Source organism: Pseudomonas sp. 24 E 13, from assembly GCF_900004715.1.
Classification (GTDB): domain Bacteria; phylum Pseudomonadota; class Gammaproteobacteria; order Pseudomonadales; family Pseudomonadaceae; genus Aquipseudomonas; species Aquipseudomonas orientalis_A.
Map to the genome: position 1 here is coordinate 3,372 of NZ_CVTO01000097.1, position 9,997 is coordinate 13,368.

Here is a 9,997-nt window from a genome sequence, read left to right on the forward strand (position 1 = left end):
TCAAGCCTGCGTTCGGCCAGCGTGGTTTAACGGGGCGCCTGAGATCAAGATCAAAAGCAGATCAAGATCAGGAGCGGCTCGCTTCGCATCGTGGTTAGGGTTGGGGGGGACTGGAATTGTGTTGGCAGCTATGCTGCGATGACGCCGGTTCAGACAACTCAAATCTCGGGTGTCCAGGTTACCCCGAGCATCCACGTCCGGGCTGCTTCGCGATAATTCTGATACCCCTCGAGGTAGCTGTACTTCGCCCGCGCATAAGACTTGTCCAGCACGTTATCGACCTTCAACGACAACGAAACCTCGCGGTTCAACGCCCAACTGCTGCGCAGCCCCAGCAAGGCATAGCCGCCCAGGCGATTACGATTGGCTTCGTCATCGTAGCTGCTGCTGATGGCCTGCCAGCTCGCGCCCACACCGACCTTATCGAACTGCCGATCCAGGTCCAGGTTCAACGTGCGCCGTGCGCGGCGCGCCAGGGTATGGCCGCTGTCGCGGTCACGCGGGTCGATCAACGACACGCCCAGGTTGCCTTGCCAGCCAAACAACTCCTGCTTGAGCGCTGCTTCAACACCATTGATTCGCGCCGATGCCACGTTCTGCGGCTTGCCACCGTCAAGGATGATCGCATCGCTCAGGTCGGTGCGGTACAGCGAGGCTTCCAGGCGTGTGCTGTTCGCCAGTTGGCTGCGCCATTGCACCTCGTAGCTTTTTGACGTCTCAGGCTGCAGGTTGGGGTTGCTGTACTGCGTGTCGGGGTAATAGAGATCGTTGAAGGTCGGTGCGCGAAAGCCTTCGCTGTAGCTGAGCAACACGTCATTGTCAGGGTTGATCGGCACTGTCAGCGTGCCGCTCCAGCTGTTCTGGCCGCCGAACTGCTGGTTCTGGTCGCGGCGCAGGCCCAGTTCGGTGGAAAACCATTCACCGTGAAAGCGATGCTGCACGAAGGCGGCACGGTTCCAGCGACTGTCTTCGGTAAACGCGGTGGAACCGTGGAAGCGGTCTTCGTACCAGTCGCCGCCGACGATCAGGCTGTTGCGCTCGTTCAGCGTCAGGTCGTTCTGCCAGTTGACCGAGTCGCGGTAGGTATTGAACACGCTGAAATCATCGCTTAGGGTGTCGCGCTTGGTGTCGCGGTTTTCGCTGTGGCCCAGCTCCAGGCGCGACTGCCAGCCTTCGCTGAGGGTGGCGTCGACATAGCCGCTGGCACTGCTGACGGTGTAATCGGTGTAGGGTTTCTGGCCGAAGCTTTGCCCGGTGGCGAAGTCGTAGCGCCCGAAGCTGTTGTCGTACTCCGACTTGCCGCGGTTATCCAAAAGGTTGAAGCCCAGTTCCAGCGCATCGCTGAACGAGTGGCTGAGGTTCAGGCTCAGGGACTGATTGCGGTAGGCGTCGTGGTCGCCGTCGCTGGGAAACGACTGATGGGTCGAGTTGATGCCGGCCGTTTCATCCAGGCTGGCGCCCAGGTTGAAGCGAGTCTGTTCATCGCCGCCCGACAGGCCGACGCTTCGCTCCCAGGTCTGGTGGCTGCCAAAGCCCAGCTTCACCCGGGGTTGCAAGCCTTGCTCGGCGTTGCGTCGGGTAAACACCTGGATCACCCCGCCGATCGCATCGCTGCCGTAAATCACCGAACGTGAGCCGCGCAGCACTTCCACGCGCTCAATCTGGTCGACGTTGAGGTATTGCAGACCGCTGTCGCCGGAGGTGGTATTGGCGATGCGCTGGCCGTCCACCAGCACCAGACTCTGCGCCGATTTTGTACCGCGAATGTAGATGCCCGGCAGACTGCCACGTCCACCGGTGGGCGCCACTTGCACCCCGGGCACGCGGCTGAGCAGGTCGGTAACGCTGTCGGGCTGCAGGCGGTCGATATCGGCGCGGGTGAATACGGTGTTGGCGGCGCTGCTGTCATTGCGCGCCTGCACCTGGCGGTTGGCGCTGATGACCACGTCGGAGAGTTTCAAGGCCTGGTCGCGGGTGTCGGCGAGCAGATCGGCGCAGGGTAGCAGCAGCAGGGCAAGGCTCAGGCGTTTCATGGGCTGTCCATAGCGTTTGAAGGGTGTACACATCAAAATGTGGGAGGGGGCTTGCCCCCGATTGCAGTGTGTCAGTCAGAACATCTGGTACTGATACACCGCTATCGGGGGCAAGCCCCCTCCCACATTTAGTCCCGGTTTCTACAGGGCCAGAAGCGCCAAACGCTGGCGCACCGAGGCCTCGATACCGGCTTCATCCAACCCGCATTCAGCCAGCATCTGCGCCGGCTTGGCGTGTTCGACGTACATATCCGGCAAGCCCAGGTGCAGCACCGACTTGAGGATATTCTCCCGTGCCAGGAATTCACTGACCGCCGCACCGGCGCCGCCCATGATGGCGTTTTCTTCGACCGTCACCAGCAGTTCGTGACTACCGGCAATCTCGCGCACCAGGGCTTCATCCAGTGGTTTGACGAAGCGCATGTCGACCACGGTGGCATCGAGTTTCTCAGCGACTTTCAAGGCTTCGGCCAGTTGCACGCCAAACACCAGGAAGGCCGTCTTGCTGCCCTGGCGACGCAGGAGGCCCTTGCCGATTTCAATCGGCTCCAGGTCTTTCTCGATCACCGCATTCGGGCCATTGCCGCGCGGATAGCGCACGGCGGCGGGGCCGTTGTACAGGTGGCCGGTGCTGAGCATCTTGCGCAATTCGTTCTCGTCGCTCGGCGTCATGACCAGCATGCCGGGGATGCAGCGCAGGTAGGACAGGTCGAAACTGCCCGCATGGGTCGGGCCGTCTTCGCCGACGAGGCCGGCGCGGTCAATGGCGAACAGTACGTCGAGGTTCTGCACCGCCACGTCATGCACCAACTGGTCATAACCGCGTTGCAGGAAGGTCGAGTAAATCGCGACCACCGGCTTGGCGCCTTCACATGCCATGCCCGCGGCGAACGTTACCGCGTGCTGCTCGGCAATCGCCACGTCGAAATAGCGCAGCGGGAAACGCTCGCTGAAGGTCACCAGGTCGGAGCCTTCCTTCATCGCCGGGGTAATGCCTACCAGGCGCGGGTCGGCGGCGGCCATGTCGCACAGCCATTCGCCGAACACGCCGGAATATTTCGGCCCGCTGGCCTTTTTCGGCGCAGCGGCGGGGGCGTCCAGGGGCTCGAGCTTGGTGATCGCGTGGTAACCGATCGGGTCGACTTCCGCCGGGGCGAAGCCTTTGCCCTTCTTGGTGACGATATGCAGGAACTGCGGGCCCTTGAGGTCACGCATATTGCGCAGCGTGGCGATCAGGGTGGGCAGGTCGTGGCCGTCGATCGGGCCGATGTAGTTCCAGCCCAACTCTTCGAACAAGGTGCCGGGCACCAGCATGCCCTTGGCATATTCTTCGGTGCGACGGGCAATTTCCCACGCGCCGGGCAGACGCGACAGCACTTTCTTGCTGCCTTCGCGCATGCTGGCGTAGGTGCGGCTGGAGAGGATTTTCGCCAGGTAATTGGACAAACCACCGACATTGCGCGAAATCGACATGTCGTTGTCGTTGAGGATCACCAACATGTTGGCATCCACTTCCGGCGCATGGTTCAGCGCTTCGAAGGCCATGCCCGCGGTCAGCGCGCCATCACCGATCACCGCGATCGCCTTGCGCTCACTGCCTTGCAGGCGGGCGGCAATCGCCATGCCCAGCGCTGCACTGATGGAGGTGCTGGAATGGCCGACGCCAAAGGTGTCGTACTCGCTCTCCGAACGCCGTGGAAACGCGGCAATACCGTCCTTCTGGCGCAGGCTGGCCATGCGCTCGCGACGGCCGGTAAGGATTTTATGCGGATACGCCTGGTGGCCCACGTCCCACACCAGCCGGTCGTCCGGGGTGTCGAATACGTAGTGCAGGGCGATGGTCAGCTCGATCACGCCCAGCCCGGCACCGAAATGCCCACCGGTCTGGCCGACCGTGTAGAGCAATTCCAGGCGCAGTTCATCGGCCAGGGTTTCCAGCTCGGCTTCACCCAGTCGACGCAGGCCGTCCGGCGTGGCAGCGCGGTCGAGCAGGGGCGTGGACGGGCGCTTGCGGGGAATCTCTTGGAACGTCGTGGGCATCAGGCGAATCGTTATAGGTATAGAAGAGGCGGCAGTTTACCTCAAGCATTGCAAACTGCCCACGCAGAGGGGCGAACTTGGCCGATTTGCGGCGCTTATGGCCGCAGCTGTCAGTGGCGACGTTCGACGATATACCGCGCCAGATCACGCAACGGCTCAGCCGCCGCGTCGAAAGGTCGCAGGGCGTCCAGGGCTTGATCGCGCAGCTCCAGGGCGTAGGCCTTGGCGGCCGCAAGCCCGAGCAGCGCAGGATAGGTCGGCTTGTCCCGCGCGATATCGGCGCCCTGGCGTTTGCCGAGGGTGGCGGTGTCGCTTTCCACGTCGAGGATATCGTCCTGCACCTGGAAGGCCAGGCCGACAGCCCGTGAATAGGTTTGCAGCGCCGCCAATTGCGCCGCTTCAGCCCGGCCGCTGGCCAGTGCGCCCAGTTGCACGGCAGCTTCGATCAGCGCGCCGGTCTTGTGACGATGCATGTGTTCCAGGGCTTGCTGATCCAGCTTGAGGCTGACCGAACCCATGTCGATCGCCTGCCCGCCGACCATCCCGGCCGGGCCTGCGGCCAGGGCCAGCGCGGTGACCATGCGCAGGCGGGTCTCGGCGTTGACGCTGCTCAGCGCCGGGTCCAGCAATGCGCTGAACGCCAGGCTCTGCAGGCCATCTCCGGCCAGGATCGCATAGGCTTCATCAAAGGCTTTATGGGTGGTCGGCTGGCCGCGACGCAGATCGTCGTCGTCCATCGCCGGCAGATCGTCATGTACCAGGGAATAGGCGTGAATCAGTTCTACCGCACAGGCCGCGCCATTGGCCTGCTCGGCTGGCGCACCCAGCGCTTCACACGCGGCATACGCCAGCAACGGGCGCACCCGCTTGCCACCGTTCATCACGCTGTAGCGCATGGCCTCGTAAAGCCGCTTCATTTCCGGGCTCGGCGCAACAAACAAGGGCTCCAGCGCCGCATTTACCCGGGCTTGGCTACTGGCCTGATACGCATCGATCATTCGGGTTGTTCCGCATCGAAAGGTTCTTCGGCCAACTCCCCATCGCGCTCAAGCAACACCTGCACTTTTTGCTCAGCCTGCGCCAACGCGCTCTGGCAGTCACGGGTCAGGCCGATGCCTTGCTCAAATGCCGTCAACGAGTCTTCCAGCGACAACTCGCCGTTCTCCAGACGCTCGACCAGGGTTTGCAGGTCGGCGAGGGATTGTTCGAAATCGAGTGCAACTTTTTTGCGGGCCATGGCGGCAATTCCGGTAGACGGTAAACCGGCGCGACACTAGCAGACATGGGGGATTGGGGCAAATGAGTGGGGGCTTACTCGCCCGCAGTATTAATCTGATAACGCGTGCTGCGACCGCCTCCGGGCAGACGGATCAGGCAGTTTTTTTCCAGCAGGTCAGCCAGGTGCCGCGTGGCGGTTGCCTTGGATACCTTGGCCACCGCCTGGTACTGCGCGGCGCTGATGCCCTGTTCGAAACCCCTTTCACCGCCGTCGAGCAGGCGGTTGAGCACTTTGGTCTGTTCGGTAGACAAAGCAGCGCCGCGGTGGTGGTCCCAGAATCGCGTCTTGCTCAACACACGATCTATCCGCGCCATTGCCTCTTGCAGGCTGCGCAACAACGTTCTCAGAAACCACTCGAGCCAATCCGTGATATCGAGCGTGGCCTTTTGGCTGGACTCCAATGCGTTGTAATAGCCCTGGCGGTCCTCAAGGATACTGGCTGACATCGCATAAAAGCGTATCGCGTGATGGTCGCCCTGGGCCAAGGCCAAGTCAGTGATGGCGCGTGTCAGGCGACCATTGCCGTCATCGAACGGGTGAAGCGTGATAAACCAGAAATGCGCAACGCCGGCACGTATGAAGGGGTCCAGTTCCGCTTGACTGCGGCTCAGTTCGAACCACTCAAGAAAGTCATCGAGCGCCTGCTTCAGCCCCGCGCGTGGCGGCGCCTCAAAATGCACGGTAGGCCGGTCAAGACGGCCCGATACTACCTGCATCTGCTCATCCCCCCGCAGCCCCCCGACAGTTATCTCTCGCGTGAAAACGCTCGCTTGCGAAGTTGGAAACAGCAAATAGTGCCAATGCATCAGGCGCGAATAGGTGAACGGTTTGGCGAATTGCTCGGTGGCATCCATCATCAGATCAGCGAGGCCTTCGCTACGGCGGCTTACCTGACCGGCTTTCGTGGCCTCCAGGCCTAACCGTCGCGCCAGGGAGGACCGCACCGAGCCGACATTCAGTTGCTCGCCTTCAATAGCGGAGGAGGTCAGGATGTTTTGCAGCAGCGCGTCCAGCTCGTTCTGCGCGCTGGCTACCTGACCAGCGGAGCCGAGCATGCCCAGGAGTTTGCCCTGGGAGTGACTGCATTCGCGCAGCAAAGCAGCCAAGCGTCCGGGCTGCCAGTGGAAATGGGGCCAGTCGAGGTGTTGCCAGATCCAGTGCGGTTGATTCATAGGGGGACGCCTGGGTGTGTGAGTCGAATAGAGGGGATATTCGGCTCATTTAGTGAGCCGATTGTGCTTGCTATTCGGCTCACCGTCTAGGCTGCATTGGGCCACCGAGTGCGTTTTCCGGGGGGGGCGTTTAATATCAACGGAAGCTGACGTCGATTCTGTCGACCTTTAGTTTTATGAAACGCTCGTTACATTCAGGATGATCGTAGTGAATGTCCTCATCATTTAATGAGACGAAGCTCTGAAATTGTGTGTCGTTTAGGTTTCCGTAAAGTAGGTAGGCGTAGCCGGGAGTTATCTTTTCAATCAGTGGTGTTCTGGGTTCAACCCTCTCAATCTCGTAATCATCAGATAGATTCATTGTCAGCTCGACGTCATAGATTTTTCCAACTTCTATGTCGTGGGGGGAATAGCTGACGAAGCAATTTATGATGGTTCCCTCAATGAGCAGAGTTATGTCTTCCTCTATATGCTCGTTGAGCGCTAACACCTGTGCTTTTATATAGCTATTTTTTGTGTGGTCTAATGGTTTTATCAGAGGGGTCGCCATTTATCATTCTCCAGAAGTCTTTCCCGCTTTTCGTATGTAAAGTCGTAATATGGCCGCTTGTATTTGTTCCTGCAAACGCGAATTTCGCTTTCCCTGTCCTATTTGTTCCCATTAGTAAAACATATCCGGTTGTTGGAGCGTTTCTGTACGAATATTGAACCTGCGTACCTTCATTTATTACATGTCGTGCGGTGAGTAAGTATTCGTGACTAGAGTCGGCGCCGAATTCAGAACCGTGCTTCTCGTAATGCTCATTGAGTTTTTGCTTGCTGGCAAATGCTGACGGACGTTGTGTTGCAGATGGACTATTTGGTTCGCCTGCATCGACTTGGACATCAATCGCGGGCTCCTTAGGCTCTTTTTTAGCGTTGCATCCTTTTCCCTCCGGGCAATTACTCAAGCCTAACGGGTCTACCCATCCCGTCGGATTGGGCACGTACTGGTACGCATTAATCCCTCCCGGCAATTTCGCCGGATCGGGCGTCAGGTAATGACCAATATCCGGATTGTAGTAGCGATGGCGGTTGTAGTGCAGGCCGCTTTCCTGGTCGTAGTACTGGCCTTGGAAGCGCAGCGGATTGTCGACTTTGCCGACGTCGAGGCGGCTGATTTCGCCGTAGGCGCGGTGGTGCGCGGACCAGACGATTTCACCGTCGGGCGTGGTGAGTTCCTGCGGTGTGCCGAGGTGGTCGAGTTGGTAGTGGTAGGGCTTTACGTCTTCCGGCCCGAAGCCTTCCAGCAGTGCCAGCGGGCGGAAGCTGTTGGGTTCGTAGAGGTAGCTGCGATGACGTTCCGCATGGTGTTCGGCGATCAGCTTGTCGCCTTGCCAGAAGAACTCTGTGGTTTTCTCTTCTATGGTTTTGCTGATACGTCGACCAAACGGGTCATAGCGATAGCTTGCGGTTTGGCCGTTGGGCTTGGTGAGGCCGATCAGCCGGTGCTGGCAGTCGTAGCGGTACTCGGTGACGAGTGCATGACCCTTGCCACGCCGTTCTCTTATTAGATTTCCAAAAGCGTCATAGTCGTAATGGTGACCGCCTTGGATCATCAGGCGATTGCCCGCCACGATGTCCGGCCCCGGCCTGTCTTGCATAAGCAAATTGCCGGCGGGGTTGTGGCCGAAACGCTCCTGTACGTCTTGCGAGTGATCGGCGCGGGTCAGGCGGTTTAGTGGGTCGTAGCGGTAACGGTGTTCGCCTTTGCGGGTGTCGATCAGGCGGGCGAGGTTGCCGGCTTTGTCGTAGTCGTATTGGCGTTGGTAAAGGTGGTTTCCTTGCTGGGTGACGGCGTGGGCGTGCAGGCGGTTTTGGTCGTCGTAGTGGTAGTGGCTGAGCAGTTGGCCTTGTTGGCGTTGGTGTTCGCGGCCGGCGTGGAACAGGTGGGAGGTCAGCAGTGCGCCATTCAGCTCGACGGTGGCCAGGTGGCCGCCTTTGTCGTGGTTGAAGGTCAGACGGTTATTATCCGGCAGGCGTAAATGTTGAAGTTGCCCGCAGGCATCGTAGCCATAGCGCAAGGTGCCCCAGCCCTGGTGCTCAGCAGTGAGGCGGTTTTGTTTGTCGTACTCGTAGGCCAGCGCCCAGTGGCCGTCTTCGACGCTGAGGAGGTTGCCTTGGCGGTCGTAGGTGTAGTCGACCGTATTGCCATCGGGGAGGGTTTTTCTTACAAGACGACCGGCATGGTCGCGCTCGTATTGGGTAACAAGCTGACTACCGTCGTCGCCGTGTTCGGTCTTTTCCAGCAGGTTGCCGTTGAGGTCGTAGGCGTAGGCGGTGCGTTGGCCGTCGAAGCCGGTTTCCTGTCGGATCAGGCCGTTGGGGTGGTAGTCCAGTTGATGGGTTTCGCCAACTTCGTTTTCGATTTCAGTCAGCAAAAGGCGGGCATTGTCGTAGCGATACTTGACCTGGGTACCATCGGCGTTGATGCGGCGGCTGATCAGGTGCAGTCCGTCGGCGTATTCGTAGCGGGTGACGTGGCCGAGTTCATCGCGTTCGGCGATGATTTTTCCGTAGGGGTTGTAGCTGAATTCCCGCGTAGCGCCGTCCGGCAGTACCCAGCGAGTCAAGCGTCCTACCGCGTCCCATTGATACTGAGTCAGCGCGCCGTATTCATCCTCCCGCGCAACCTGCCGCCCCAGGTCGTCATATCGATAGCGCTTGATGCCACCGTTGGGCAGCTGTTCTTCAACAAGCTGCCCACGCTCATTCCACACCAGCCGATGACAACTGTGGTCGGGATACCAGACCCCGGTCAGTTGCCCTTGCTTGTCGTAGCTGTAGTCGGTCGCGTTGCCCTCCGGATCAATCCTGCGGATGACATCGCCTCGCTCATTACGCTCGTATTTCCAAACTGCCTCACCACGCCGCACGACCCGTACGAAACCATTGTCATGCTCGTAGGACGTCGGCTCATCCTCTCCCGGAAACAGCGCGACCAAGCGTCCGGCTTCGTCGTACTGATACGCCGTCACCGCGCCCAGCGGGTCCTGCTCGACGGTCAGTCGGCCCTTGTCGTCGTAGGATTTGAAATGCCGGGCACCGTCGGGATCGATGCGCTGTACCAGTCGCGCCCGGTCGTCATGCACGTACACTTCCTGGCTGCCATCGGCGTTGTGCACGTTGACGCTGCCGTCATCGCTCCATACATAGCGCGTGTCCATCTGCGAAAAACTGGCCCAGTGCCGGACACAGCGCGCGGCTTTACCAGACCTTTCCCACGCCCAAAAGAAACCCGCCCCACCGGCCAACTGCCGCTCAAGAATGACGTGCTGTTCGTCGTACCGATAAACCTCGCGTTCACCGACGGCATTGGTCGCCGACACCAGTCGTCCAGCATCGTCGTAGGCGTAGGAAACGACGTTCTGCTCGGTCACCCACACGAAGGGTTCATGGCCTTTGGCGCGATGAACCTGGTAGTCCACCGCCAC

Annotated in this window: 7 protein-coding genes; all 7 read right to left on the reverse strand. The window is 59.9% G+C overall.

All coding sequences use genetic code 11. The features are described 5' to 3' along the window. Nucleotides 1-158: 158 nt before the first annotated feature. Entirely contained in the window at nt 159-2,033 is a 1,875-nt protein-coding gene (locus tag BFP90_RS07250) for a TonB-dependent receptor domain-containing protein (RefSeq protein WP_065896353.1), read from the reverse strand. A gap of 141 nt (nt 2,034-2,174) precedes the next feature. Continuing rightward, on the reverse strand, nt 2,175-4,073 hold the full coding sequence (gene dxs / locus BFP90_RS07255; RefSeq protein ID WP_065893138.1) for a 1-deoxy-D-xylulose-5-phosphate synthase: 1,899 nt from the start codon (nt 4,071-4,073) through the stop codon (nt 2,175-2,177). A gap of 110 nt (nt 4,074-4,183) precedes the next feature. Further along, nucleotides 4,184-5,071: a (2E,6E)-farnesyl diphosphate synthase gene (ispA, locus tag BFP90_RS07260; RefSeq protein WP_065893139.1), complete on the reverse strand. Its 888-nt coding sequence runs from the start codon at nt 5,069-5,071 to the stop codon at nt 4,184-4,186. Continuing rightward, nucleotides 5,068-5,310, reverse strand: a complete 243-nt coding sequence (locus BFP90_RS07265) for an exodeoxyribonuclease VII small subunit (RefSeq protein ID WP_003176346.1) — start codon at nt 5,308-5,310, stop codon at nt 5,068-5,070. Before BFP90_RS07265 ends, ispA begins: the two co-directional genes overlap by 4 nt. Before the next feature lie 74 nt (nt 5,311-5,384). Continuing rightward, complete coding sequence (locus BFP90_RS07270; protein WP_065896354.1) at nt 5,385-6,524, reverse strand: Fic family protein; 1,140 nt, start codon at nt 6,522-6,524, stop codon at nt 5,385-5,387. Between the two features lie 136 nt (nt 6,525-6,660). Next, complete coding sequence (locus BFP90_RS07275; protein WP_065896355.1) at nt 6,661-7,074, reverse strand: hypothetical protein; 414 nt, start codon at nt 7,072-7,074, stop codon at nt 6,661-6,663. After that, nucleotides 7,031-9,997: RHS repeat domain-containing protein (locus BFP90_RS07280; RefSeq protein WP_141688937.1), on the reverse strand; the 2,967-nt coding region annotated here is incomplete at its 5' end. The genes BFP90_RS07280 and BFP90_RS07275, both read right to left, overlap by 44 nt.